At 44.7% G+C, this 25,989-nt stretch carries 26 protein-coding genes; 4 read left to right on the plus strand and 22 right to left on the minus strand.

The annotated features are described in order from the left end of the window. Positions 1 to 75: 75 nt before the first annotated feature. The 4 genes from MKX68_RS27060 to MKX68_RS27075 form a co-directional block, all read right to left on the minus strand. On the minus strand, positions 76 to 870 hold the full coding sequence (locus MKX68_RS27060) for an SDR family NAD(P)-dependent oxidoreductase (protein WP_340914796.1): 795 nt from the start codon (positions 868 to 870) through the stop codon (positions 76 to 78). 129 nt (positions 871 to 999) lie between these two features. After that, positions 1,000 to 1,998 carry a helix-turn-helix domain-containing protein gene (locus MKX68_RS27065; protein WP_340914799.1) on the minus strand — a complete coding sequence of 333 codons (999 nt, stop codon included), beginning with the start codon at positions 1,996 to 1,998 and terminating at the stop codon, positions 1,000 to 1,002. A gap of 204 nt (positions 1,999 to 2,202) precedes the next feature. Further along, on the minus strand, positions 2,203 to 2,775 hold the full coding sequence (locus MKX68_RS27070) for an alpha/beta fold hydrolase (protein WP_211083302.1): 573 nt from the start codon (positions 2,773 to 2,775) through the stop codon (positions 2,203 to 2,205). Positions 2,776 to 2,962: 187 nt separating this feature from the next. Continuing rightward, a complete protein-coding gene (locus MKX68_RS27075; protein WP_211083220.1) occupies positions 2,963 to 3,271 on the minus strand; it encodes a hypothetical protein in 309 nt (102 codons plus the stop codon). Positions 3,272 to 3,434: 163 nt separating this feature from the next. Here MKX68_RS27075 and MKX68_RS27080 point away from each other — a divergent pair, with 163 nt between their 5' ends. Then, positions 3,435 to 4,667, plus strand: a complete 1,233-nt coding sequence (locus tag MKX68_RS27080) for a GAF domain-containing sensor histidine kinase (protein ID WP_133384686.1) — start codon at positions 3,435 to 3,437, stop codon at positions 4,665 to 4,667. Positions 4,668 to 4,713: 46 nt separating this feature from the next. Further along, entirely contained in the window at positions 4,714 to 5,139 is a 426-nt protein-coding gene (locus MKX68_RS27085; RefSeq protein WP_340914802.1) for a hypothetical protein, read from the plus strand. Positions 5,140 to 5,237: 98 nt separating this feature from the next. Here MKX68_RS27085 and MKX68_RS27090 read toward each other — a convergent pair whose 3' ends face one another. After that, positions 5,238 to 5,660: a hypothetical protein gene (locus MKX68_RS27090; protein WP_340914803.1), complete on the minus strand. Its 423-nt coding sequence runs from the start codon at positions 5,658 to 5,660 to the stop codon at positions 5,238 to 5,240. Between the two features lie 267 nt (positions 5,661 to 5,927). On the opposite strand from MKX68_RS27090, the gene MKX68_RS27095 reads away from it, so the two are divergent. Beyond that, positions 5,928 to 7,202: a stalk domain-containing protein gene (locus MKX68_RS27095; RefSeq protein WP_340914805.1), complete on the plus strand. Its 1,275-nt coding sequence runs from the start codon at positions 5,928 to 5,930 to the stop codon at positions 7,200 to 7,202. An 84-nt stretch (positions 7,203 to 7,286) separates the two neighbouring features. On the opposite strand, the gene MKX68_RS27100 is transcribed toward MKX68_RS27095, so the two are convergent. The 9 genes from MKX68_RS27100 to MKX68_RS27140 all read right to left on the minus strand — a co-directional run bounded on the left by MKX68_RS27100 (position 7,287) and on the right by MKX68_RS27140 (position 16,851). Continuing rightward, a complete protein-coding gene (locus tag MKX68_RS27100; protein ID WP_340914806.1) occupies positions 7,287 to 7,505 on the minus strand; it encodes a hypothetical protein in 219 nt (72 codons plus the stop codon). Positions 7,506 to 7,548: 43 nt separating this feature from the next. Further along, positions 7,549 to 8,700, minus strand: a complete 1,152-nt coding sequence (locus MKX68_RS27105) for a Ger(x)C family spore germination protein (protein WP_340914807.1) — start codon at positions 8,698 to 8,700, stop codon at positions 7,549 to 7,551. Between the two features lie 42 nt (positions 8,701 to 8,742). Continuing rightward, positions 8,743 to 9,858: a GerAB/ArcD/ProY family transporter gene (locus tag MKX68_RS27110; protein ID WP_338594574.1), complete on the minus strand. Its 1,116-nt coding sequence runs from the start codon at positions 9,856 to 9,858 to the stop codon at positions 8,743 to 8,745. Positions 9,859 to 9,898: 40 nt separating this feature from the next. Next, positions 9,899 to 11,308: a spore germination protein gene (locus MKX68_RS27115; protein WP_340914809.1), complete on the minus strand. Its 1,410-nt coding sequence runs from the start codon at positions 11,306 to 11,308 to the stop codon at positions 9,899 to 9,901. Between the two features lie 189 nt (positions 11,309 to 11,497). Further along, complete coding sequence (locus MKX68_RS27120; RefSeq protein ID WP_340914811.1) at positions 11,498 to 12,379, minus strand: carbohydrate ABC transporter permease; 882 nt, start codon at positions 12,377 to 12,379, stop codon at positions 11,498 to 11,500. A 15-nt stretch (positions 12,380 to 12,394) separates the two neighbouring features. Then, positions 12,395 to 13,285: a carbohydrate ABC transporter permease gene (locus MKX68_RS27125; RefSeq protein WP_036608160.1), complete on the minus strand. Its 891-nt coding sequence runs from the start codon at positions 13,283 to 13,285 to the stop codon at positions 12,395 to 12,397. Between the two features lie 216 nt (positions 13,286 to 13,501). Further along, positions 13,502 to 14,767 carry an ABC transporter substrate-binding protein gene (locus MKX68_RS27130; RefSeq protein ID WP_340914813.1) on the minus strand — a complete coding sequence of 422 codons (1,266 nt, stop codon included), beginning with the start codon at positions 14,765 to 14,767 and terminating at the stop codon, positions 13,502 to 13,504. An 85-nt stretch (positions 14,768 to 14,852) separates the two neighbouring features. Then, positions 14,853 to 15,737 carry an AraC family transcriptional regulator gene (locus MKX68_RS27135; protein ID WP_017688600.1) on the minus strand — a complete coding sequence of 295 codons (885 nt, stop codon included), beginning with the start codon at positions 15,735 to 15,737 and terminating at the stop codon, positions 14,853 to 14,855. Positions 15,738 to 15,855: 118 nt separating this feature from the next. Then, entirely contained in the window at positions 15,856 to 16,851 is a 996-nt protein-coding gene (locus MKX68_RS27140) for a LacI family DNA-binding transcriptional regulator (protein WP_340914815.1), read from the minus strand. A gap of 164 nt (positions 16,852 to 17,015) precedes the next feature. Here MKX68_RS27140 and MKX68_RS27145 point away from each other — a divergent pair, with 164 nt between their 5' ends. Then, complete coding sequence (locus MKX68_RS27145) at positions 17,016 to 17,441, plus strand: MaoC family dehydratase (RefSeq protein WP_340914817.1); 426 nt, start codon at positions 17,016 to 17,018, stop codon at positions 17,439 to 17,441. Between the two features lie 68 nt (positions 17,442 to 17,509). Here MKX68_RS27145 and MKX68_RS27150 read toward each other — a convergent pair whose 3' ends face one another. The 8 genes from MKX68_RS27150 to MKX68_RS27185 all read right to left on the minus strand — a co-directional run bounded on the left by MKX68_RS27150 (position 17,510) and on the right by MKX68_RS27185 (position 25,835). Beyond that, positions 17,510 to 18,700 carry an aminotransferase-like domain-containing protein gene (locus MKX68_RS27150; protein WP_340914819.1) on the minus strand — a complete coding sequence of 397 codons (1,191 nt, stop codon included), beginning with the start codon at positions 18,698 to 18,700 and terminating at the stop codon, positions 17,510 to 17,512. A 179-nt stretch (positions 18,701 to 18,879) separates the two neighbouring features. After that, a complete protein-coding gene (locus MKX68_RS27155; protein WP_340914821.1) occupies positions 18,880 to 20,028 on the minus strand; it encodes an NAD(P)/FAD-dependent oxidoreductase in 1,149 nt (382 codons plus the stop codon). A gap of 6 nt (positions 20,029 to 20,034) precedes the next feature. Next, on the minus strand, positions 20,035 to 20,754 hold the full coding sequence (locus MKX68_RS27160; protein WP_047842870.1) for a methyltransferase domain-containing protein: 720 nt from the start codon (positions 20,752 to 20,754) through the stop codon (positions 20,035 to 20,037). Beyond that, positions 20,741 to 21,898, minus strand: coding sequence for a type III polyketide synthase (locus MKX68_RS27165; protein ID WP_338594562.1), 1,158 nt, complete (start codon positions 21,896 to 21,898; stop codon positions 20,741 to 20,743). Before MKX68_RS27165 ends, MKX68_RS27160 begins: the two co-directional genes overlap by 14 nt. 229 nt (positions 21,899 to 22,127) lie before the next feature. Beyond that, the gene (locus MKX68_RS27170) at positions 22,128 to 23,012 is read right to left on the minus strand and encodes an alpha/beta hydrolase (protein WP_340914825.1); all 885 of its coding nucleotides are present in this window, start codon (positions 23,010 to 23,012) and stop codon (positions 22,128 to 22,130) included. Positions 23,013 to 23,017: 5 nt separating this feature from the next. Further along, positions 23,018 to 24,484 (minus strand): methyl-accepting chemotaxis protein, encoded by a 1,467-nt coding sequence (locus MKX68_RS27175; RefSeq protein WP_340914827.1) that lies wholly within the window; start codon positions 24,482 to 24,484, stop codon positions 23,018 to 23,020. Between the two features lie 115 nt (positions 24,485 to 24,599). Beyond that, complete coding sequence (locus tag MKX68_RS27180) at positions 24,600 to 25,289, minus strand: hypothetical protein (protein ID WP_339784007.1); 690 nt, start codon at positions 25,287 to 25,289, stop codon at positions 24,600 to 24,602. A gap of 12 nt (positions 25,290 to 25,301) precedes the next feature. After that, positions 25,302 to 25,835: a hypothetical protein gene (locus tag MKX68_RS27185; protein ID WP_340914830.1), complete on the minus strand. Its 534-nt coding sequence runs from the start codon at positions 25,833 to 25,835 to the stop codon at positions 25,302 to 25,304. Positions 25,836 to 25,989: the final 154 nt, after the last annotated feature.

Below are 25,989 nucleotides of genomic sequence, written 5' to 3' on the forward strand. Positions count from 1 at the left end.
TAGATCATTTACAAATAAAAAAGTCGCCAATGCTGGCGACATCTTATGGATACATATCCTGTATCCTGAACAATTTTAAAATATGGTGGGAACCATGCCCCCGTCCATTCGGATGGGAGAACCTCTAAAAGCTGAAGCATACGGGCTGCATACAAAAGCTGCGAGTCTGCCTATTTCACATGGCTTGATGAATCGCTGTAATTCAGACTGTGGCAGATTACTCTTCATAAAGTCTTTCTCTTTTTCCTTGAAATTCAACGTCTCATCAGGGTATATGCCCTCAATGATTTTTTGTACGTTTTCGGACAGTGTTGGACCTGGCAGGATTGTATTGATCGTAACCTCGGTCCCTGCTGTCAGTTTGGACAAACTTTTGGATAATGACAGCAGCATTGACTTGGTCATGCAATACTGGGGCATCTGACCTGAAGGCATAAGGGCTTCTTCACTTGCGATGAAAATAATACGCCCATCATTTTTCTTCACCATTTTAGGTAAATAAAATTGAGACAAGCCATTGGCAGCGAGTACATTAATACGGAAATATTTCTCCCACACTTCATCGTTCACGTCTTCATAACTCATGATTTCATATATCCCCATACTATTGATTAATATATCAACTTCAGGAAATTTTTCGAATAAAGCTTGGCGTTGCGCCAGATCCACAAGATCAGCGGTAGCCTTTTGCGGAGAGGTCTCCGGAAAAGTGGACTTGATTTCACGAACGGTTTGTTCCACCTCTTCATCATTACGTCCATTAATCAGAACATGAACACCTTCTCGAGCGAGTTCTATAGCAATCGCTTTGCCGATCCCTTTTGTTGATCCTGTAACTAAGGCTGTTTTCTCTTTTAGTCCCATATCCATCCTGCATTTCTCCTTCATGATTACAACTATCCGGCTTCTTCTTCTGGACATTGCCAATAGCTTCACGCACCGGATAGGTATAATATTACGCAGTCTGAAGGACCTAGTAACTAGCATTTTGCGCCAGAGTTATTGCCTTACACGCCAATTTGAAGGTGTATCCCCTTCCCAGGTCTTGAAAGCACGATAGAATGAATTCTGATCTTCATATCCAACCAGAAATGCGACTTCTTTGATATCGAGCGAAGGATCTGCAAGGTACTCTCGGGCCTGCTCACGTCTGGCCTCGGTTAATAATTGCTTGAAGTTTGTGTTCTCCTCCGTCAGTCGCCGCTGCAAGGTACGATCGCTCATGCGAAGCTCTTTGGCGACCGTCTGGATGTCAGGGCGCTTTCCTGTGAGGCTGCGTTTCATAATCCATTTGACTACTTCAGTAACGGAACGATTGCTCTCTTGTTCGTCCAGCGACCGATCCAGAGCCGGGGTCAGAATCTCAAGTAACTCCTCGTTATACGATAGAAAGGGAAGACTCAGATCTTTCCGTTCTATCGTCAGCCGATTAGAGTTGGAATTCGTATCGACTCGACAGCCGAAGTAAGCCTCAAGGGTGGCTACGTCACCCATCGGTTGGGAGAACTCAACCCGTTTTGCAGTGACAGGCTGTCCTGTGCCCCTCCGTCCAAGTTCGATTAGAAATGCCAGCGTAATACCGACTAGTAATGGCGGACCTTGTTGACCCTTATGTAACCATTCGAGTTCAATGATACATTCCTCCCCTGCTTCGGTAATCTGCAAACTTTCGGGAGGACACATTTGCTTGTAACGGGCCATTCGATTCAACGCATCACGATAATCACGAGCATGGTACATCGCCAGAACAGGCGGAGGATACTTCGATATCTCATATCCGGTTGCAAGTTTGACGATGCCCTCGGCAGTGTCCCCAATGAGATCAGAGTAGGCCTGCCAGATTGCAAAGTACTGAGATTGGGTCACTACAGGTTTATTTATTGTCTCAAGAGATAGTTGTGCTGTACGAGCGATGTCGTCAGCATCAATCCCTAATTGATGTAATCCAGCCCAAAAGCCTGGATGAACCTTAATTCGATCATTCGGTTGAGGTTGCACGTATACAGACTCCTTTAACTTGCTCCATTTTTATTCTGATTTCTAATTATAGAATGGATGCACCTATTTTTGAATCTTACCTCAGCAAGCCATTTCCAGGTAATACGAAAACACAACTAACCATGAATGGTCAGTCGTGTTCAAGTCAATCATTTAATATATTATGAAAAAATGTACATTTGTTTACCATTTTTACAATGTCAGCTACTCGTTCAACGCAGTTTTGATCAGGGCATTCACCCGTGAGTTAAACAGCAGACCGATATGGGATACGAGGGAAACCGAAACGTTGTTCGCCCCGTTCAACCGGGAAAGTGCCGGGGACACAATCGTGTCACTGGTGGAATAGATCGAAGTCACCTTTATTCCACTCGGAGCTGTCGTTGTGGTCAATCGATTAGCCCCGCCAAGGGTAATCAACTTGTCCACTTTGGAAGCGCCTCCACGGTTAAGTATGTAATAGAGACTGTTAGCTCCACCCATGCTATGAGCTATAATATTCACTTTCGTGTGACCCGTTTGGTTTAGAACATCATCTACGAATCGACTAATTGCTGCGGAGTTCAACAGCTGGTTTCCTTGTTTGCTAGGAAGGTCAATCGCAAATAGTTCGTCTCTTGTCCACCCTTGGCTACGCAAATAACTCTCAATTGCTGTAAAATTGCTATCTGAACCGGTCAATCCATGTACCAATACAATAGGTGTACGCGCCGTAGCTGCAGAAGCCTTTGAACTCGATCCTATTCCAGTTATTGATAAGGCAAGGATCATACTCATGAATACAACAAGTATTAATTTGGTCTTTTTCACTTCATCCACTCTCCTGTAAAATGTTTTATATTCCATATATTACAATCTAACATATGGAATATAAATGAATCTTTAGTCTCATTTTTACAAGAATGTCTAAAGCATACTACAACTAACATGATTACACTTTTATCAAACTCTAGTTCTCTACTTCTTATCCTTCAACGATATCTGCACGTAGTTCCGTTGCAATCTCAATCATTTTGGGTACAATAGCTTCGTTAGAAATAGCTACATACAGATCCCCCATGTACAAACGAAAAGCAATCTGTGCACCCTCAAGGTCCCACATAAAAAAGTCCCCCTCGATGGTCATGGTGCTTTCAGCTCCTACAATGTTAAGAACCGGTGAATAGGTAAAATCGGGTTGGGATTCAAAGTAAAGTTTGCACTCTTCCAGCGAAATGGATTGTTCGGCATTACTATCTTGCATGGATCGGGTAATTCGAAAACGTTGATTCATTGATTTGCCTCCAAAACTTTATTAATATATACATGTTGCACAGCATTATATTTTCTCATTTCCGTCTTCCACTGTCAAAACCATACATGATCGATTCTTCGAATTCATATATACTGAATACAGTGCACAACGAATTTCTACAATCAGGAGGAGTCAAATCAATATGTTGAAAACAGAATTCATTGATGTACTATCCATTGTCTCACATAAATTATATGATTCGGCTGCTAACGTTATGGACACGGCAAGCAGATTAATTCCTGCAAACACGTTTTGTATTGCCCAGTTGGATCATCTATCCACCAAAGTTCTGAACGTATATAATCGCGACAAACTAATCCTGGGTGAAGGGCTGGTCGTTGATAACGCCGAGTCATACTGTGCACTTGTGACAGAACATACCCAAGGTCCGTTGGTGATCAATAATAATCTGACTCATCCATTAACCAGACATATGGACGCAACCGAATTCGTAGGTGGCTGCTCATTTGTCGGTGTGCCTATACATAATGAGAACGGAGAAATTTACGGCTCCCTTTGCTCATTTGATCAGGATTTCTATTCCTATCAACAAAAGGACGTGGATCTGCTTCTCTCCTTATCTTCATTTTTCACGAGTCTTCTTGAGATGGAAACAACTCTGCAACAGTTAAAACAGGCGGAAGAGACCGCTGCAAAAGTGCTTGAAGAAAAGAAAAATCTGCTCGCCGTTCTCAGCCACGAAATCCGGACGCCAATGAATGGTGTTCTTGCCATGGCCAATCTGTTGCAATCGACCAGGCTGAGTGAGGATCAATCGTTATATGTTAATGTCATTGAGTCAAGTGGTGCCAGCCTTCTGTCGATGATGGATCAAATTCTGGACTACTCCAAAGCAGAAGCTGGTGCGATCTCTCTGGAGATCAAACCCTATAGTGTCACTGAAACAGTAGAACATGTATTACAATTATTCTCTTCTGAAGCACAGAAAAAAGGAATTAAGTTGTACGCAGAATATAATATTAATGATCATCTGATGCTTATGGGCGATCAGCACAAAGTTCGTCAGATTCTAATCAATCTCGTTGGGAATGCGCTTAAATTTACGGAGAAAGGTGAAGTATGTATCTCTACTGAGGTATCTGCTGATACAGAAGGTACTCTCCATGCATCCTACGAAATAAAGGATACGGGCATCGGCATCCCGCAGGATCGCCAGGATCTCTTGTTCAAATCCTACTCCCAGATTCATGGTAATTCAGGAAAGTATGGCGGAGCGGGGCTGGGCCTGTCCATCTGTAAACAACTCGCAGAATTAATGGGTGGCGTTGTATGGCTTAAAGATTCCAGTGATTTGGGCAGTCAGTTTGTCTTTAATATTTCCAGCACTGCACCCACCGTCCATGCGAATATCTGAATAATGAATATATTATTCTATCTGAGTAAGATAGGAGGTATATTCATTGACGCAATTTCTAGATGCACGGACATCCCAAAATGCCGCCTTGTTTAATTCCATCTCCATACCGATTCCAGTGATTTTAACGCCCCAATTATTCGGCCAGATTGGTCTCATCACCGCTGGAGCCGGAACCAATCTAAGAGTTTCATTAAAAGGAACCATCACGGTGCAATTGCCTCGTGCACTTTTTATAGTGAGAATTACTGTGGTAAGAGGAACAATCGCAACCGATCCAATTGTATACTCAGGAAACCACACATATGGTCTGAATGGTCTGCTTAACCCTGAAGTGATTGTCTTCTCTGCCACTGACTATAACCCACCGCTCATGCCCCAATTAACCTATACCGCATTTATCAGCACAAACCTGCTCGGGACTACACGCGTGGGACCCGAGAGTTTCGACGGGTATGTCGTTTCAGATTAAAAAATACGTATAACCCCATACCTCTAATCGGTTTCCCAATAAGATTAGAGGTATGGGGTTATTTATACTATTAACATAACTATTTTTAGAGAGAGCTATTAATCAGAAACAACAAATCCATCGAAATTCTCAGGACCAACACGGATTGTTCCCAGCAAGTTGGAGCTTACAAAAGCAGTGTAGGTTAATTGTGGTAAAATCGGTGGATTAAAATCATTTCCCGAGAATGTGATTACTTGTGGTGCCAGTACACTTAAATCAAATGTGGATGTAGCAGAATAAATGACCGGGTCCGTTGCTAAGGTACCTCTTACAACGGTAATCGTTATTCCCGCAAGAGCTAAAGGTAATTGTACAGAAACCGTCCCTTTAAATTGAACTCTGGGATTTGCTCCTGCTCCGGCAGTTTGCAGACCGATTTGGCCAAAGAGCTGTGGAGTGTTCAGGAATAATATTGGAATAGCTATTGAGTTGGCCAAACTGGCATTTTGAGATGTTCTTGCATCCAGAAATGTGCTCATCAATCTACCTCCTAATGTTGGGATAGAATAGTATATTCGTAACGTACTATTGTGTTTGGACTTCTTATCATTCGCTCAACAGAGTTTAATTTAATTTCACTATGCTCGGGAAGAATCTATCAAACAGCAATATGGTATATGTGACTATATTCCAGACTCTTATATTGGAACGATATGAAAATTTTGTTATGATACATATGCTAGGTTACTAGATATTGTTATAAAACATGATTCTATTATTATGTACAAAGTTGGAGGAGACATACGATGCTTATTAAACGTGTAGGAAAAATCGCCGCGGTTACTGTAATTGCTCTCTCTATCCTTGGAAGTACTTCCAATCTCGGTGGAGCCTATGCTGCCCCGGCCATCTCAGTTCAATTGGATGATGTGCCCCTGAAATTTGATGCAGCTCCACGTATTGATAAAGGTGTTACTTACGTTCCGTTCCGGACAGTCGGGGAAGCCCTAGGTATTGATATTACCTGGAACAGCAAATCACAGACTGTTAAAGCGACGAACACTGTGAAAGGACAAACTACCGAGGTACTATTACAAGTTGGCAGTACCATAGCGACCGTAAATGGAAAAAAAGTTACACTTGCTGCAGCACCCGTTCAACGGGAGGGGCGCGTACTTATCCCACTAAGTTCGTTCAGTAACCAATTCGGTATACAAGTAAGCTGGAATCAGGCCACCAAGACGGTCTCCCTTGTCTCCCCACAACGCGAGATGCACCTGAGAGCCTTCTATGCATTGCAATCCTTTCAAGAAAAGGACCTTATTACTTCCATGAATTCCGTAGCCTTTGGCTGGAGCCGCATTGATCGTGAAGGTCAGTTCACGCTCCAAGGAGATGAATACCGTCTCCCTGCTGCTGCGGGTGATATTACACCTCAGTCCATTGTTGCTGACGCAGCAGATCAAAATATCCAACCACAGCTCATGGTATATGCCTTGGATGGAAACGGCGAACTGACCAAAGTTCTGAGCGACAGCAGTCTGCGGCTTAAATCGATTGAAGGCATAACTGCTGCTGTCGCAGAGCATGGTTTTGGCGGAGTTGTTCTTGACTTTGAAGGACTGGGCTTTAAGCTGGATGCGGTAGAACAACAGAAGCTGCTCAATGTTTACGTGAAGCAACTAAAGAGTTCCTTGCCCCAGGACACAGCTTTATCTCTGGCAGTACCGCCGCTAAATAGTGCTTATAAAGGTTATGATTACAAGACACTTGCCTCTATTGCAGATGATCTTATTATTATGGCCTATCAGTATAATCCGGTTGGCACCAAATCTCAGGTACCTGAGCCAAATAGTCTTGTAGATCAGGCGATTCAATTAGCCATACAGGCCGGTGTCCCAAAGAGCAAGCTTCTGCTCGGTATCAGTCTAAGCAGTGAAACGCCCTCCTCTGTAGATGACAAGCTCGGTCTCGCCAAACGTTATGACCTCAAAGGAGCCGCATTCTGGCGTCTGGGTCTGTTCCGTTCCTACAATACGAAAATGGAAGATGCCGTGAATGCTTCTGTAATCAAAGAGTAAAATTCTGACTGGATGCAGTTCACTTAATAAAAGAAGGACCACGCGTCTGGTACTCAGAGCTTGGCCCTTCTTTTTCCCATCATCTCACTTCATAAATTTATCCACACTTCCAAATACAAGCTTCACAAACTGGGTAGGACCAGGCAAACGGGGCTGAAAGAGAAGAATAATCCCAATTACTGCCGCCACAGCAGTAATTCCCGCGATCAATATTCTGGCTCGCTTCTCTTTGCTACTCTTCCACTCTCCATACACTATCGCAGTCGCCAGCATCAAAATACCAAGGATTGAGCCTAGTTTCATGCAATCACCTCTCTTCTCAGGCTTGTACAGGAGCCGATTCTGTTCAACTTTCGTCCTCATTAGGTATCCCCTGTGGTCCTGTTGATTTTCCGGTACGTACTACATGCGCATCTACGTTGACTTGCACGTCCAAATCAGGATAGATGGCTTCCCAGTTCTTCTCCTGCGCTTTCCATTGATTCGGATAATATCTGCGGAATTCAACTGCGAATTTGAAGAAGTCGGAGCGCAGCTCTTTCTGGGACATATCTAAAGCATCATGAGCCAAAGATGTGAGCTTAGCCGACCATTCCTTTTCCAGTTTAGTTAATACAGCAGGATCAGTCAGATTGGCATCTGTCGTATTTAATACCACTTCTCCCCTGGTCTGGATATCGACCTTCATACTCCACTGTTGGTTTACGATTCGCGGCTTCAAGGAGGTTTTATTTTCAATGAGTCTTATCGAGAAAGAACCCTTTAACGGCTCAAACTCAACAGGCATGATAATGTTGTTCAGTTCTTTTGCAAGTAGTAATACACCTACGCTTAGTGGTTCTTTGACCGTCTTGACATAACGATCCTTCTTATACATACTCAGACCTTTCACATATGGCGTAGTTGTCAGTTTATCCTGATCGGGCTCCGGGGGTAAGATTAACATGCGAGACAAAATGGCGGAACTGCTCGGACCTTCAATAGATTTAGCCAGTTCAAGGGCAGTAACACGTGTACCTAACTTCAAATTGGCCATCTCACGCAACGATTCAGCAGAACTTCGCTCCAGTGGATCAAGTAATGCAAGGATATCTTTCGCAGCCTTTTCGCTGGAAAAGACATATGCATGCTCCCTGAACTGAGGGTAACGCAGGAAGAAATCGATGTACTCGCGAATACCACGTTTGCCGGCTTGCTCACTAATGATTATGACTTCGCAGTGGCCCCAGAACATATTGCGGGGAACTTTACGTTGTAACCGATTCAATGCCTCCGCAATTGTACGTCCTTCCGCTGTTCGAATCATTGTAACCCCGCTTGGACTGCCTCCACTCCCACTGCTATCTCCTGCACTCGCCTTTCGCGGAATGAAAATCTGTGAAGTCAATTGTACTTTGCCATCTTCATAATCTATCCCTGTAGCCAGCACGATAGCCAAATCGTTAATCTCGATACGATCCCAGCATCCACTTAAAAGCACACAACACAATATTGGCATTAGTAGTACTCTATATATTCGCAAGTGCTCCTCCCCCATCAATCAGGTGTTCGCTCGATTCTTCCGAAAATGTGCCCACCCTTTTTTCAGCCATGCGACACCGTAGATCATAGCCGGAAGGATTAATAAAATGCTGATCGTATACAAGTTGGCTGAAGCGCTAACCAAACTAGAAATACCGGATCCACCCGACACAACCCAGTAAGCAAATACCATGCACAGGAACGAAAGTGGACCAACCACAGGTTTGTAGTCCCGCAAACCAAACCATTCCGCGGTTGATGTAGCAAAGATATATAGAAAAACGGAGATTTTAACGAAAATACCGAAAATCCAGATGGCAATAATAAGGGATTCGATATGTTGCAAAAAGTCCGCAATGGTTATGTATCTTGCTGCGATCATGACCGGAAATACAAATGTATCCGTCAAATCACCAATTAAAAACAGGCAAAACAGATTGGTAACTGTCATTGCAGTTGTTGTAAACACAAGGGAACCCAGCATGACCCGGGTTATTCGTTTTTTTTCATTCACATAAGGTAGCAGAAAAGCCAACACGATATATTCACTAAACCATGCAGCAGGTGCAGCCGCCCCCGTTATAATGGGAATTGGACCCTTCTCCATAAAAGGAAACAGCTCGGCAGGATTCAGTTCACCAATCAACAATATAAAGATCAAAGCCAGCAGAACGATCAGCAGGGTAACAAACACCTGAGCGGTTCGTCCGACAACTTCAATCCCGAGTCTGACATTAATCGCACATACAACAACCATCGTACCCATCACAACAAACAAAGGTGTACGCGGAAGTGCATTATTGACAATGAATTCACCGTATTCCCGAATAATCAAGCCCGTCAGGTGGGGCAAGAAAGCAATATATATCAGACCGAATAACTTGCCAGGAATCCGACCAATAATCAATACACTGGATTGAATGAGCGTTTTTCCAGGGTACAGACGATCAAGTCCAACGGAAATACCAATGGCAGCCAATCCAACAATAGAACCTATAATTGGAGTCATCCACATGTCATGTCCTGCATAGTGCATTGTAATTCCAGGCACAGACAGGATAGCCGTCGCGAGAATGGCGGGAAAGACCATAAATGCCAATTGAGTCACCGATATTTTCCCTTTGTCAGTCAACATATGTAATCCCGCTCCCTTGTTTGCTTGAATGTAGATTGTTCTAGTGTGGTTTGTTCCTTGGGGATGGACGCCACCATACATCCTTAAGTTCCTTAGCCATCGTAGGTGCTACCGGTGAGAGATAAGGTGTTCCAAATGAACGAAGACTGCTTAGATGAATGACAACCAAGATGACTCCCAGCATGACACCCGTGAGTCCCAGCGTTCCCGCAAGAAACATCATGGGAAAACGTAGTAGACGGGTCGCGATGCTGGCAGCATAGCGAGGGATCATGAAAGAAGCGATACCGGTAATCGCGACAATGATAATCATGGGGGCTGAGACAATTCCGGCACTCGTCGCCGCTTGCCCAATAATTAAGGCGCCCACGATACTGACCGCTGATCCGACCTGCTTGGGCAATCGGACGCCAGCCTCACGCAATGCTTCAAAGGCAATTTCCATAATGAGCGCTTCCACCAGTGCTGGAAAAGGGATCTCTTCTCTCGCCCGAGCAATACTGAGAAGCAATACGGTAGGAATCATCTCCTGATGAAACGTCGTAATCGCTACATAAGCCGATGGAAGCAGCATTGATAAAACAAAAAAGATGTATCGCAGCCAGCGTACAAAAACACTCATGAACACATTTTGATAATAATCTTCGGGGGATTGTAACATGGAAAAAATGGTCACTGGCGCGATAAGGGTAAATGGCGTTCCGTCAACGAGAATAGCAAAACGACCTTCCAGCAAGTTGGATACGACGACATCCGGGCGCTCTGTCGCAATCATCTGTGGAAATGGTGAATATCGCTGATCAACAATGCCTTCTTCAATGTACTGACTCTCCAGTACGTCTCGGAGTTTTAAATCGGCAAGTCGTGTCTCCACTTCCTTAACAAGTTTGGGGTCAATAATCCCCTCCATGTATACAAGTGAAATACTGGTGTTTGTACGATCTCCCATGTTACGTGTATGAATCTTCAATGCAGGTGTCTTGAGACGTTTGCGCAGTAAAGACATATTCATGGTCAACGACTCTGTGAACCCATCCCGTGCACCACGCACGGTCGATTCAGCTAACGGTTCTTCTGTTGAACGATTTGCAGCTTGGTATAAAGGGTATGTTGTTCCGCCTATTGAACCGTCCAGCAGTAACAGGGCCTCCCCCTCAAATATGGCCTGTACTGCCTGAGTAGTCGTTTCAACTTGCTTAACAGAAGCTAGGGGAACTTGCGCAGCTTCGATCCCCGTTTCCTGAAGGGGTGTTAGTACCTGTCGTTCCAGCCGCTCCGTATCACATACACCAACACAATATACGCATAACGCTGATGTAAGACACGCGGTTTGGAATGTATGAAATACAACGTCCGAGCAACCCGCAAAAACGGAGCGTAACATTTCTTGATCAATAACAAGTTGTCCGGTTAATGGCAGGTCCTGTTGTGTTATCGCTGATGTGTCCATGACGCCTCCCCTTTCCGTAAACGCTCCGTCCAGATATTCTCAGTTAAAGGTATCCTTTACTTATCAGATGGGATATATACGCAAAATATAGAATAGCAAAAAGGGCCTCCCTCTCGGGCGACCCTGCGCTATTCATTCCTATGAATTCGTTGATCTTGCTCTTTGAAATTCCCTATTTTCTATTTATCACTATCCTTTCACAGCACCCAAAGCAACACTCCCAATAATCTGTTTGGAAAATATAGAGAATACAATGATAATAGGCAGGATTGAGATCGCTACACCCAAATACAAGAGCCCATAATCCATCCCATAGTACCCCTGCACTAGCGCAACCAATACCGGAAGCGGATATTTATCCAGGGAGAAAAATAGCACAAGCGGTGTCAGGAAATTATTCCATGATCCGATAAATGTGAATATGCCAAGGGCAGCAATCGCTGGCCCCAGAATAGGCAGTACAATCTGATTAAACGTGCGGAACTCACCAGCACTGTCCACCCTTGCAGATTCAATAATCTCATCCGGGATGCTGCTCTCCATGAACTGCTTGATAAAAAATACATTAAACGCGTTAGCCGCAGCAGGCAAAATAATGGCGGCATAACTATCCAGAAGGCCCATCATGCTGAATAGTCGATATACACCAATAAGAGCCAGTTGACCCGGTACCATCATGGTTGCTAACAGAAACAGGAACAACCCGTTTCGTCCTTTGAATTTAAATTTGGCAAATCCATACGCAGTTAAGGCCCCAATATACAGAGATAATACGGTTGATGTTCCGGCAATAAATATGCTGTTGGCAAACCCACGCCATATGTTGATTTTGGATACCATGTTCATATAGTTATCAACCAAGAATGAGCCCGGGAGAAATGTAAACGTCGAAGCAATCGTTGCATTATTATGTGTTGAATAGATGAGCATCAGATAGAATGGAATAATACAAAGCACGGCTAGACCGACCAGTAACAAATAGATGATGATCTTGCCAACCGTCAGTCGCCTTGTGCTGGCATAATGCTGAATCGCTGCATTTGGTTGTTCCATTGATTTCGCAGTTTGCATGAAGAACTCCCCTCCCTATGAACGGCTCTTGCGCTTGGTCATGATGAAGGATGCAACAGACAACAATATGATAATGATGAACAGGCAAAATGCTATGGCAGCGCCGTAACCAAAACGCGTGCTCTGAAATGCTACATTATAGAGATACATAATACTGGTCATGGCTGCCCGGTCAGGACCGCCATTTCCATTGGTCAGTGTAAATGGCTGATCGAATATCTGGATGCCCCCAATAATGGATGTAATCATCTGAAACAGAATAATTGGACGGAGCATCGGCACGATAATATGAATGAAAATATGTTTCTTTTTCGCGCCATCCATCTGGGCAGCCTCCAGCAGAGAAGGGTCAATGCCCTGAAGACCAGCTAAGTAGATGACCATGGAATAGCCAAAGTATTGAAAAAACAAAATGGATGATACAATCAGGCGCATAAACCAGGGATCGTTTTTCCAGTTAATTGGATCTTGTATTATGCCGGTCTGCACCAAAAAATGATTCAGTCCGCCAGACTGCCAGTCAAAAATCAAGCTGACAAGTAGTCCAAGTGATGCAGCCGTCACGATGTTGGGAAAAAAGTATACGGCTCTGAAAAAGTCCCGTCCTTTGAGCAGCTTATCATTCAAGATAAAAGCCAACACAAGTGAGATTGTGAGCTGTGGAACTACAGATACGCCCCAGATGAATAACGTATTAAACAAGGTTTTGTAGAACAACGGATCTTGTAATACGGCAACGTAGTTACCGATCCCTACAAAATCAGGTGTCGTGATCCCATCAAAGTTGGTGAAACTGATGTAGAGGGAATATAAAATGGGATACAGCCCAAAAGTGGTGAAAATAATAAAAAACGGAGCAATGAAGTAGTAGCCGTAATGGTCCTTGCGAATCGTTTTGGCAAACATGTTCTATCCCCCCAGTTATCATCGGATGTGTATGTTCAATCGCTTACTTCTAGGGCGTGTCTGAAAACTCCGAAGGAAGCAGATTTTGCCGAATTTTCGTTCCAAGCAAGGAAGTTTTCCGCAGGCGTGCCGGGGCACGTCAAGGGAAAGTGACACAGCAGGGGGCGAAAAGGCGGTAAAAGATGCACTTCAGCGAGTTTTGAGACACGTCCTAAGCTAATCCACTTCCAGCTCCGGAAATCTCAAAGTGACATCACGTTTGATTCGCTTTACGACTTCTTCCTTGGTCTGAATGTCCTTGTTGAGATATAACTGGAGTACAATCTTGTAGATATCATTGTTAATCGTGGCATCATATTTGGTGCGTTCGTATACAGGTACCCGTTTTGCAGCCTCCGAGAAAAACTCGAAATGCTTCTGTCCTCCCAAATAAGACGATGAGAGAGACGGGGCAAGTTCATCATTCACAACCATGTTGCTGGTGAAATAATCCTGCTCTTTTGCTAACTCCGACAGAAAGTCGTGGTTAAAGTTATAGAACTCGATAAACTTCCAGGCGAGATCTTTTTTGTCACTTTTACTATACATCGCTATATACGTTCCGCCTGCACTAAACGCTGACGGTCCCTGAGCCAAGCCCCACATGCCTTCGGTATCCGGGGCGTTTGCCTTGAACGTGTATTGCAGTGCCCAGGTTGCCCCGGGATAAAACATGACCTCTCCTTTTTGCATGGATGCAGCGTAACCGGCACTTCCATCTTCATACTCGGCAAGTACATTCCGCTCACGTGCTTCACGTACAAGATCGAGCACTTCCAAGTAAGTTGGATCGATAACAAGTTTGCCGTCCTTCACCCAAGGTATACCATCATATGAATTCGAAATAGCGTTCCAATTCGCCAATGCATGTACTTTATTCCCGCTAAGTTGCTGTACCTTCTCTCCAATCTCGAAGATCTTCTCCCATGTATCGATCTGTGAACCCACCTGCTCAGGATCATCGGTGCCCAGATATTTCTTCGCCAAATCCCGACGATAGTAGATGCCCCCTGGTGTTCCCTGATAACCTATCGCTCTGACATTTCCTTCACTGTCCTGTTCATTGGCCTGAACAAAAGCATATTGTTCCTCGATAAGTTCATTGGCGTTATACGGCGAAGCGGATAAATTCTCCAGATATGGAACGTCAATCAGCTCTCGAATATTCGCATTTTCAATCATAAATACATCTGGAGCCTTCGAGGTTGTCTGTAGCGCAGATTTCAGCTTGGTGATATAGAAATTACCGGGGATGTTGACAAAGTTCACTTTGATGTCAGGATATTTCTGTTCGAATTTCTCGATGGCGTACCCTGCTTCATCTGTAAAACTCCACACGGTAATCTCCTGTTGTTTGGTTTGATTCGATGGACTGAACTGACAACCAGCTAACAACATCGCTGCACATACAAATACAATAGTTGGCTTAAACCACTTCTTCATAGGCCCCCTCCTTCAAAAAGGAAACGCTTACAATTTATTAGAGTATATTGATTTTGGAGAGGGCTTTCTCCACAAATATTGTGCATTACCCTCCATATTTTGTGATATTTGTACGATGTTTCTTACGAAATTCGGAGGGCGTGCAGTCATTATATTTCTTGAAAAGACGATTATAGGAGTTAACATTGTTAAATCCATGTCCGATCGCAATCTCTAGAATCGTATCCTGACGGAACAATAAAGCCCACTCGGATTTGATAATTCGAAAATGATTCAAGTATTCCATCAGTGTTACTCCCTTGATCTCTTTGAACAGTTTGCAGACATGGAACTTGCTGAATTTAATATGTTCCGCCACCTGTTCCAGCTTAATGGGCTCAGCATAGTGCTCCTCCAGGTATTCACAGACCGATTCAAGGAATTCAAATTTTTTGGAAGAAGTACATGCCCATCCTGAAGATGAAGATTCATCGGTGGTAACCGGTACTTTGGTACGTAATAAAAGTATGATGAGATCATACAACCTGGATACCATTAACCATCGGTATCCCGGCTTCTGATTTTTCTTCTCGGTAATGATGTCATCTATATATTGAGTCAGATTGCTCTGACTTCCCGTATTCGAGGGAATAACTGTTGTTTTGTTGAAAAGTTGTCCGAGATCCTGAATTTCGGCTTCGGTTGTGAAACTTCCCGTTAACAATTCGAGTCGGAACAAAATAATGGTCAAATGTTCGGTTCCCGGCAAGAAGCAGTGAACATCCCCTGGTTTGATCAACAGCACATCCCCTTTTTCCAACTCACACACGTGGTCGTTCACGCCAATTCTGGCGCTCTTTCCATTGACGAGAACCAGTTCAACCTCATCATGCCAGTGTGCAGCATAATTGAACTGATTTCCTGTATGAATTACCCGAATGGGAAAACCTTCTTGCATATGGCCTGTCTCCAAAAAAGTGGGTACGCCCATCGTATCAACCTCCATTTATTTCCAACAAAAAATACTCCTCGTCTTTATATTATGCATAAATGGCTACTCTCCTTTCTTTTTAAGTATTTAAAATTCTATAGAATGCAAAAAAAACTCCTCAACTCAGGTTGAGGAGCCGAACAGAATCACGTTCCACGCATTGGATGTCCAGTGTATATAACGTCTCTACGATCTCTCCGTTCAGCAGTTGGAAGAGAACATGACCTGCAAGCTGGCCTGCATCCCTCTTCGGCTGACGAAATGTGGTTAGAGGTGGATTCATGTACTGAGATGCAGGTATATTGTCAAAGCCAATTACGGATAACTGCTCAGGTATTGAGATATCATGCTCCCTGAAGGCTTCCAAGCCGCCGATGGCCATTTCATCATTTGCAAAAAATACAGCGGATGGCAACTCTCCTTCAAGCAGTTTCTTGGCTGCAATGTAGCCATCTTGCTTCATGTATTGTCCGCCAATTTTCCATTCGGGGTTCTCTTCGATGCCTGCCTCCTTTAAGGCTTTCAAATAACCTTGATAACGATGGAGATTACATTCCGATTGTGACGGGCCACTAATATAAGCTATTGTCCGATGTCCTTTATCGATCAGATAACGGGTAGCCAAGTAACCACCTTGCGTATCACTCATCAAAACCTTTACAATATGTTGAGCATCCAGATCCCGATCCATGACAACAATAGGAAATCCTGCTTCAGATGCTTCAATAAGCAACTGATCTTGAATATTCTGAGCGATAACAATAGCTCCGTCAATTCTTCTTTCTCGAATGTAGCGATGGGCTGTCGACTTCTCTCCACCCAACGAACTACATACGATCATATCATATCCATGACTCATGACGACGGTTTCTATTCCATTCACCAAATCCGAGAAGTATGGACTGGACATGTCATGGACAATAACACCAATGGTTTGTGTACTATTTCGTTTTAATTCCGATGCAGGACCATGCCTAACGTAATTGAGTTGACTCGCTGCCTCAAGTACTCGGAGTCTTGTCGGCTCACTTACATTCCCTTTATCGTTGAGTACGCAAGATACGGTCGAACTGGCCACACCCGCCATCTTGGCTACATCTTTAATCGTTGTCATCATATATACTCCTCAAAGACAGTTTCATCTGTTTAGTTCATTATGGCAGTAACACAGCAATACACACGGGATAGTTCACTAGCATTTTAACACGTCAGTCCAGTCATGTCTCTTAACAAACCATCAACTACGAAAAAACATATTAAAGAAACCGAGGTGCCTTCATGAGATTTAGTGAATATGTAATAGGTCAGCGCTACGAAACAAAATCCTTGGCATTATCCAAAAGCGATATTATTGAGTTTGCCACAATCTATGATCCACAGTACATGCATTTGGATGAGGAAAAGGCCAAGCAAGGCCGATTCGGCAGTTTAATTGCTTCTGGCATGCAAACAATGAATATCTCCTTTAAATTATGGATTGAGGTCGGGGTCTATGGAGAGCATGTCGTGGCAGGTACCGGAATGAATAACATTCAATTCCTGAAACCTGTCTTTCCGGATGATGAACTTCATGTCATTGCAGAAGTCATTGGACTGACTCCCAGACGAAAAGGAAATGGGATTGTTACGGTGCTGCTGAGTACATTCAATCAGAAGAATCAAAAGGTATTTCAGGCAGAATTAAGTGCATTAATCGATAATTAAGGACGAGAAAAAGCCCAAAAAAGCCGCCAATTGGCGGCTTTTCGTAGATATATCACATTGAAGCATTTTTAAGCGTTATAACCTTTTAATACCTGCCCCAAAATCTCTACGCCCTTGACAATCTGTTCGTCTGACGGAGTTGAGAAATTAAGCCTAATGGCATTACAAGGGTCTTGTTCGTTCACCAGGAATGCATTTCCCGGTACAACCGCAACCCCTTGAGCTGCCGCTGTCTTGGCATAATCAAGCATTGGCACATGTGCTGGCAGATCACACCAGAGGAACAACCCACCATCCGGTTGGGTATAGGTAATGGACTCACCCATATGCTCTTGCAGCTTGTCCATCATCAATGTTGCCTTTCTCCGATATACCTCACGAATGCTGTTAATATGCCCTGCGTAGTCATACTCTGTCATGAACTTGTATGCCAGAATCTGTGGAAGCATAGCCGTATGTACGTCTTCTCCCTGTTTCGCGACAACCATTTTCTCCACAACTTCATGTGGCGCTTGTACAAAACCAACGCGCAGTCCAGCCGACAAAATTTTGGAGAATGATCCAACATAGATGACCAGACCCTCATCATCCATAGACTTGATCGTTGGCACATCGTCTCCATTGAATCGAAGCTCTCCGTACGGGTTATCTTCCAAAATCATAACGCCATACTTCTTGGCCAGCTCGTATATGGCCTTACGTTTCGCAAGACTTGTCGTTACACCAGTCGGATTCTGAAAACTCGGGATCACGTAGATCAGTTTCACATTAGGCTCCGTTTGCAGCGCCTGTTCCAGCTTCTCGATATCCATACCGTCCATCTCCATCGGAACGCCAGCAAGCTTTGCACCGGATGCCCGGAAGGAGTTCAGAGAACCGATAAAGCTCGGGCTCTCACAGATGATTGTATCCCCTTCATTACAGAATACTTTACAGGCAAGCTCAATCCCCTGCTGCGCTCCAGATACGATGAACAATTGATCGGATGGTTTACCGGTATCAAAACCTGTCTTCAAATGTTGAGTCAATGCTTCCCTGAGGGGAACATATCCTTCCGTAATCCCATATTGCAGAGCTGTGATCGGGTCATGCTCCAGAATGGATTGAGTGAATGTGCGAATCGCCTCAATAGGAAAGGTTTCCGGAGCAGGATTTCCCGCGGAGAATGGAATCACATTTTGCCCCGAAGAAGCCTTCAGAATCTCACGAATAATGGATGGTTGCAGTGCTGCGATACGATTGGAAAATGAATAGTTCATCTTAAATAGTGCCTCCCGACATTTCATCTGAATTAACTCTCTATCATTACATTAGATTCTATTATACGAGCATTTCCCGAATTTCCAAACTGTCTCCACAAAATTAATGTTTATACACCAAAAAAGAGGCCGCCGTCAGCAACCTCTTCCACATAAGTATTGAGCAAAATTTCAGCCTGTTAGCGCGCTGCGTTCATCTCGGATAACCGTGTGGCCTTCACAACATAAGCGGCTAGACCGGGAATCATCCGAGCCAGACCAGGATAGAATTTATTGGTTCTGGCAAAAGCCAGCTTTTGAATTCTCCTTGCGCGTCTGAGCAATTGGGTGAATTCCCGGCTTGCTTCCAGCGTGTAATTACTCTGCCAATCGGCATGTTCAATGTCGCCTTGCAGGTACTTGTCAGTCCACCTTGCACACAGGAGTGAGGAGCGAAGGGCAATGGACATCCCGTCTCCACATAAAGGCGGTATCATCAGCATGGCATCCCCAATATGCGGATATTGGGACCATGGTTCAGGAACATTGGATAGATGCAGCGGCGCAATCGACACTTGCGTTCCATCTACAGGTTTTCCTTCGGCTAAACGGGCTGCCAAACTCACGTTTGTCAGGGATGCCGCCTGTAAAATATCGTTGACAGACTTGCCACTTCCCTGGACGGTATCCAGTGTCAACAATGCAGCGACATTCACATTGCCGTCCTCAATAGGGGAAATCCCCACATAACCTCTCTCGCAAAAATATAACTCTACCCGTGCTGGAATCTGGATACCGCTGAAGTGGGATTTAATACCAACATATACGGTTTGATCCCGCAGATCAGGTGCGGAAGCCATCCCACGCGGTTTCTTGGTCCCATGTGCTCCGATGACGGCTTTGGCTCTGTAGCTGATCTGCTCATCTCCCTGTTTCACCTGAACCTCATAACTGGCATCTTCAAGCTGCTCAATGCTCGTTATCGTCGCTTTGGTCACAATCTGAGCTCCGGCCTCCTGAGCCTTCTGATGCAAAATCTGGTCCAGCTCATATCGACTTATGCCATATGCGAATCCCGGCAGCGGTGCTTCGATCACTCCGCCTTGTGGCATTACGATTTTGGCATGATCCATGGTGCTGGGTTTCTTCGAATGGTCCAGAAGGTGAATGTCCAGAACCTCTAACATCTCCTTGGTTTCGGGTGACATGAACTCACCGCAGGTTTTGTGCCGCGGGAACTCCTGGCGATCCAGCAAAAGGGTCCGATGTCCTTTTCCTGCCAGTTGCATTGCACATGTACTGCCGGCAATTCCGGCTCCGATGACAATCACATCTATCGATTTCGACACGTAAGATCACCTGCCTTTCGTGGGAATTACAACAGAATAACGGAATAAGGGCTTCCATTCATAGGTCATCGTATCATGATTGAGCCGTTGTTTAAGTTCCTTCCAATCCCTCCCTGTAAAACCTTTGGCTACGGAAAGAGGCCCATCATGACGAATATAACGATTGCGCGAGATCATCCGTGTAGTAATCCAGACCGCCTTATAGGATACGGGGTGGCGGTGAATATCATTAATAACGACACCGTATCTGGATGCTCTTAGCATATGAGAAACCATATCGACCAGCTGATCTCCGTCAAAATGATGTACAAACTGGGAGCCTGTCACGATATCTGCGGAAGCATCCGGCAGTTGTGTAAGATCGGCACGCTGTACCCGAACTCGGGGTTCGTCACGAAATAGTTGTCTCGCTTCCTCACATGCTTCTTCCGTCAGATCAACCAACGTAATTTCCAGCTGAACACCCTGACGATCTGCCCATTGCAGTAGTTTCTGGTTCACATCTCCTGAACCTGCCCCCACATCCAGCAGAGTCAGCTTATCCGGCCTGCCGACAGAGTTCCATAACTTCTCTACACCAGCCAGAGTTGGGCCAGGTGCTGCAAATATTTTGTTAAGACGTCTCAGATGTCTAAGCGCTTCACGCAGCTCCTCCCCTCCCAGAGAGAAGTCATCCATCAGTTCATCTTCCTTGGCTCGAATGGACAATGTTCTAAAAAAGGACATGATCATGCTCCTCCATCACTGAAGATAATGAGGGTACATAAGTGAATTTCATCAACTCTGCGGTGAGTCCCGGTCCAAATGCCATGGCTACACCATCCGTAGAGGATTGACCCTGTGCCTTCATGTCCTCACGCATCGCGTTCAGTACAAACAGAATGGTATTGGAAGATAAGTTACCATACGTTCTGAGGACATCCCTGCTATACTTCGTTTGCTCGTCTCGCAGCTTCATTACATTCTGCACAGAGTCCACAATCCCACGTCCTCCCGGATGAATGGCCCATAGTTCAGGAAGCTGTTCACTTTGCAATAAGAGACGCAGTTCCTCTTCCAGATGAACACCTAACAGCTTCGGAATGCGTGGGGATAGATACAAATCATACCCCAGATTCCCCACCTCCCAGGTCATATCTTCAGTCGAATCCGGAAGAAGCACAGAATAACCCGTTCCCAGACTCAAAACATTCTTGTGCTGAGATTCTGGTGTACCCACTACACAAGAAGAAGCAGCGTCTCCGAAGAATGAAGCTGCAAACAGCGCTTCCCGATCTTGTACGGGCTGAAAATGAATGGTGCATAACTCTACACTGACCACAAGGACCTGTGATCCGGGAGCTCCCTGCACGACATCTCGTGCCATCTGAATGGCTTTCAACCCTGCGGCACAACCCTGAAAGATCAGCGGCAGTCGATTAACTCGGGCAGACAAACCCAAATGACGAATGAGCATAACATCAAGACCCGGCAGATACTGACCGGTGCAGCTTACCGTGATGATATGTGTGATGCTCTTTGGAGATACGCCTGAATCTTCCAGGGCTTTCTCTGCCGCCTCAATCCCGAGTGGAAGCGCCTCTCGCTTGTATGTATTCATTCGTTCTTCGGTTGTCGGGATGTCTGATCGCTCACCAGAGGGCAGATAACGGCATTCTTCCAGTGAACCCAGATAGCTCGGTTCCACGGTATATCGTGTTTCAACACCACAGGACTTGAATATTCGCTTGGCAAAACGGGCCAAATCTGGCCGATCCTGAAGAGAAGAAGCGATTAATTCTGCAATATCTGACTGCGCTACGGGGTGAGCAGGTAGAGCCGTCCCCATGCCAAGAATCGCGATATCGGATGGACTGTTATATTGGTTCATAATAAACCTCCTGGTATTGGTCATTATTTCCTCTAATTTAACAACTCTTACCCTTAACGATATCGTTATAATCTCAATAAGGCTCCTAATCTAGTTTATTAACACATCTGCAAGCTCAGAAGCTTGGTTTCGCCAAGCCATTGAAGCAATTACACCAATGAACGAAAAAAGCCGCCATTAGGCGACTTCAAGGGTACCAGATTCCTACTAAGCGTCATTCTGATACACGTTATTTGGAAAATGCTTCTCTGATCTTGTCACTCATTCGGTACCAGGCATCCTCAGCCATCTGGAGATCCCCAGAATGCGTAAATCCATGAGCGGCTCCCTCGTACTCCTTAAGTGTCACCTTCACACCGCTTGCTTCCAGCCTTGCTGCATATGTTCTTGCTTCTTGGGCCAGTGAATCTTTCTCCGCGGTAATAATCAATGCTTCTGGAAGTCCCTCTACTGATGTTGCGAGCACAGGTGAAGCCAACGGGTCTTGCGCATCTTCTGGCGTATCAAGGTACATGGCATTGAACGTTCTGGCGATATCGGCTGGAATGGCTTCTGCAAAACTCGGTTTCTCGGCCGGATCTGTAGCCACATCCAACACGGCATAATCCATAATTTGCAGAACAATTGGCAGCTCGCTAACACGTTGCTGATTCAGTAGACACACTGCTGCAGCAAGATTACCACCAGCACTATGCCCCCCAATAGCGAATAGAGACGGGTTAACCCAGAAGGATTGTGGGTTGGCGTGGACCCACTGTACAACGTCGTAACATTCATGGACCGCCGTTGGGAACTTGTGCTCTGGTGCAAGACTGTAATCGATATTAACGACCACACAATCAGATCGATCAGCGATCAGACGACACCATGGATCATCCATCTCTGCTTGTCCCAAGATGAAACCACCCCCATGCATATTAAAGAAGACTGGCAGAGGAGCGGAATGGTCCCTATCCGGAGTATACACAAGTACACGTGTATCACCTTTCGTCGTAGGAATCATGACTTCTTTTACTGTGACAGCATACGTGGAACTGGGTTGAAGAGCTGCACCTGTACCGACGACATTTTGACGCATACGTTGTACCATTGCCAGTTGTTGTTGTTGATCCATAGATATCACTCCTTATTATGATTACCAATGAGTTCCTGCAACCGCAGACTTGAATGATTAATTCTGCTAATAAATTCGTAGATAACATCAATGTTATTTTCCTGCTCTTGCGTCGTTGCCAGTACACCTTCGATTGCGACTGCATGTTCTTGCGAAATATCGGAAATATGATCCACTTGCGTTCGTACTTGAGTAAAGATCAGGCTCATCTGATCCGTCATGCCCAATTCCTTAGCTATGTATTGATCAACATGTTCGAATGTGGACCTGATGTGGTCGAAACTCTCAAGTACCTGTTCAGTGATCGCTTCTCCTTCTTTTACGGCAGCATTGCCTATGGCGGCCTTCTCCACCACGAGCTGTGTCTTTCTTTTGATATTATGAATGATCTCATTAATTTGTTTGACCGTATCGGAGCTTTCCTGTGCAAGCTTCTTGACTTCATGAGCTACGACGGCAAAGCCAACTCCAGCTTCCCCTGCTCTTGATGCTTCGATGTTGGCATTCAATGCCAGGAGATGGGTCTGATCCGAGATCTGGTTAATGGCCGATAGGAAGGTATTCACATCATCCATACTTTGGTTCAATTCCTGGACTGTCGTCATCGAATCGGTTACTGCTCCGTTAATCATGTTCATCTGCTTACCCATTTGCACAATTCGATCCGAACTTTGACGAACAACTTGTCCGTTATCGGACGAGATTTGGGCAAGGTGATGTGATATCTGATTGATCTCCACCATCTGTGCATCTGCCGTGTTCACCATCTCACTGATACGTGTAATGCTGCCTGATTGATCGCGAATGCCCTCGGTCACTTCCTGAATGTTCAATGTTACAGTGTCGCTCATCTGCTTCAGATTACGGATATCATCATTACAACTGGCAATATCGGTATTTAACGTAGATGTGTTCTCCCGAATCACCTTCACCATATTATCGAGTGCCTTCACAAGATCTCTGGCTTCTGCTTCTTTGTCGAGGGCGACCTGAATCAAGTCCCTTCCTCGTTTACATACAAAATACAGAGCAACAATGGTCAGTTCAATGAACCCAATGGTCATGTAAAAGGTCGTATCGTATTGCTGATGGTCCGCGTAATAGATCACGATATAAGCAATATTATACATTGCACCGAATCCATACAATAAAACACGGTTCAGATAAAGTGAGATAACGCAGAGCACAACCACGATGAGCATGCCTGCTCCCGGAGATTGGATATATTGAGTGGTTGCAGTCAGAATCGCGATCATCAGCACAACCATGATCATGACCGTTTTTTTCTTACGATACATCAAAAATGATGCAATGGAAAGCTCAACAAACAGCGAGAATACAACTGCAAGTTCAACCTGCTTACTACGGATGAAAAAGCAGAAAGCGAGCAGCGTTAGCCATAGAATCGTGGCGATAATTTTATTAACTTTGGAAGTGTTGTTTCTAAAAAAGCTGTTGTCCATGACTTGCATGGTAATTCCCCCTCAACGACTTGTGAACTGCTCTGCGATGATTTTGGTCATAATCAAAATGATATTGAGCAGGAGTACATAACACCATTCCATGCTAATTCCCCCCTCTTTCATCTCACTGTTCGTGTGTTGCACTCCCCTGCTCCATATTGGACTCCTTTTTCTTGTGGAACATCATCCAGACTCCCATCAGACAAAATAAAGCGCTGCACCCCATGCCAAACAAGCTGCTGGTCTTTAATGCAAGCGGTGAGGATTGCATGGTAAGCAGTGTCGCTTGTGTCACAACGATGGACACCATAGCATCGGTGAAGTTAATCATTTTCAATGTAGATATGATCGGATTATGGAGATGACGGTTAGCCCAAGTACCGTACACAGCAAAAGCCAGCTTGGTAAAAGCGACTGTAGCTACGATATACACAATGATGCCGCTATAGATAAAGGCATCGCCGATCAGATACATTCGCAGGCAGACTATCAAATAGGATACACCCAGAAAGCAAAGGAAAAGACCTCCGCGCTTATAGACCGTAAGCTCCAATGCATATCTTTCTTGGGGAGACTCCATCCTTTTGGCAACTTTATATTGTTGAAGCACCTGCCCTTTGGCTACACACAGAATCAGATAATATACAGCATTCGTGACGAACCATCCGGAAAGGAGATATATCCCCAGAATTAACTTACCTATTCCGATCAAAGCATTGATAACAAGGGATGCAGCGTTAATCATGGCCGTCCGGTCTTGCTTATTTCCAAGATAACGGACCCACATGGACTTCAAGTATGTCTTCATTTTCATAAGATATTCATACTACTTGGCGAGCAGACCATTCGCCTTTTCACATACCTCGTATATTTCGTCATATTTCTTGTCAATGTACGGCGTGACCTTGTCGGACTTTTTCTTGCGAAGCCCGCTATAGCTGAAATACGGAATAATCCAGCCTGCGAAACCAGGGATCGCCAGAGTAATGGTAAGAGGCAGCATGTTAGCCTGATATGCAAACACCGAACCAGCCATACATGCTGTGCCGACAATTCCGATAAAATAAGCAACGGCAGAAGCTCCCATGATCTTGGATCGTTCCAATGTTGCTATCTCGGTAACACAGGATTCGAACTGTCTTTGCAGGCGGATCAACTCCGCTTTGTTGCGAATCTTGCGATCCCGCTTAAACTTCATCGTGACAGAACCCACGTTTTGAAATGGTGTTGAAGTAGCTTCCAGAATCCATCCAAAGTGAGCATATCCGTCCGTATACAATGATTCAACATCTTGCTTCACAATGACGTCTTTATATTCATAGCCGACGAAGCTATGTTCAGTTCTGATCATCTCATTCATGCTTGGCATCACTCCTCAATTGTTTTCCTGATATCCCTCATTGGATGTTCCTATCGTACCGGCCAAATGTTTATAAGTTGCTTATGAAATGTTTACGAAATATGAATAAAAGCCTGAATTCGATGGTTTCGAATTCAGGCTTAGCTATTTAAGC

Origin of the sequence: Paenibacillus sp. FSL M8-0212 (assembly GCF_038004645.1) — a bacterium.
Classification (GTDB): Bacteria; Bacillota; Bacilli; order Paenibacillales; family Paenibacillaceae; genus Paenibacillus.